Source organism: Streptomyces sp. PU-14G (genome assembly GCF_041028275.1).
GTDB lineage: Bacteria > Actinomycetota > Actinomycetes > Streptomycetales > Streptomycetaceae > Streptomyces.
The window spans coordinates 1-988 of the sequence record NZ_JASKYT010000732.1; the positions used below are offsets into that span (position 1 = coordinate 1).

Annotated in this window: 2 protein-coding genes and 1 pseudogene; 1 reads left to right on the top strand and 2 read right to left on the bottom strand. The window is 74.2% G+C overall.

Features of this window, described 5'->3' with window-relative positions:
- The first annotated feature begins 74 nt into the window (after positions 1-74).
- Entirely contained in the window at positions 75-563 is a 489-nt protein-coding gene (locus AB8Z75_RS35020; protein ID WP_369209191.1) for a potassium channel family protein, read from the top strand.
- A gap of 11 nt (positions 564-574) precedes the next feature.
- Here AB8Z75_RS35020 and AB8Z75_RS35025 read toward each other — a convergent pair whose 3' ends face one another.
- On the bottom strand, positions 575-760 hold the full coding sequence (locus AB8Z75_RS35025; RefSeq protein WP_369209189.1) for a hypothetical protein: 186 nt from the start codon (positions 758-760) through the stop codon (positions 575-577).
- A pseudogene (locus AB8Z75_RS35030) lies at positions 757-988 on the bottom strand (hypothetical protein); the annotation flags it as partial. The pseudogene AB8Z75_RS35030 and the gene AB8Z75_RS35025, both read right to left, overlap by 4 nt.

Consider the following 988-nt stretch of genomic DNA (forward strand, 5'->3'; position numbering starts at 1 on the left):
CGGTCCGGCCCCCCGACCGTCCTCCCGACCGGCCTTCCGGCCGGCCCCGGTGGGGGTGGCCACTGCTGGGTCCCCTGGTGGCGGGCCTGTTCGCCGCCTACTTCCTGCTGCCCGCACGGACGCTGGGCCCGGAGCGCCCGGAACTGAGCTGGGCCCTGCTGATCCTCGCCCTGACGGTCATCGCCGCCCTGCTCGTCAAGCACATGCGGGACGCCCTCTTCGACCGCCCGGGCACCGTGGTCGCCCTGATGTCGCTGATGTGCCTGTCCGTACTGGTCTTCTCCTCGGCGTACTTCGTGATGTCACACCACCCCGGGGAGTTCCAGGGCCTGCGCACCCGCCTCGACGCCCTCTACTTCACGCTGCTGACAGTGGCGACCGTCAGCTACGGCGACATCCAGCCGCGCGGCCAGTCCGCACGGCTGGTCATCCTGCTCCAGATCCTCTACACCCTGGTCTTCCTCACCGCCGCCGCCACCTCGCTCTCCGGCAAGCTCCGCCGCACCGCCGCCAGCCGCCCTCCGGGCGGCGGCCGGGAACACAAGCGCGGGCCGCCCCCGTGACCGGCCCCTCGCTACCCCTCCAGTGCGGCGAGATCGTCCCGCAGCCACTGCGGGGCCAAGGGGTAGGCGGCGTACTCGCGTGCGTGCGGCAGACACGCCTCCACGAGGCGTCCCGGGCCCGAGTTCACCTCCACGACCGCCACCACGACGGTCTCCTCCCGCCACTGCCCGCACGGCAGGCAGTGCCCGCCGCTCACCGCTCGCCCCGCAGGGCCTCGCGGAGCCGCACCGGGTCCGTCAGCGCCTTGCCCGCCTCGTACGGCACGGCCCAGTACGGCCCCGGCGGCCCCGTGCGGTCCCGCGCCGGTACGGGCAGCCAGCACGCCACCGACAGGCACGCGGCCTCCCCCGCCGATCCCCACTCCACCCCAGCGCGGGGCGGAACCAGCCAGTACAGCCACGCGCCGTACGGTTCCCCGATGACC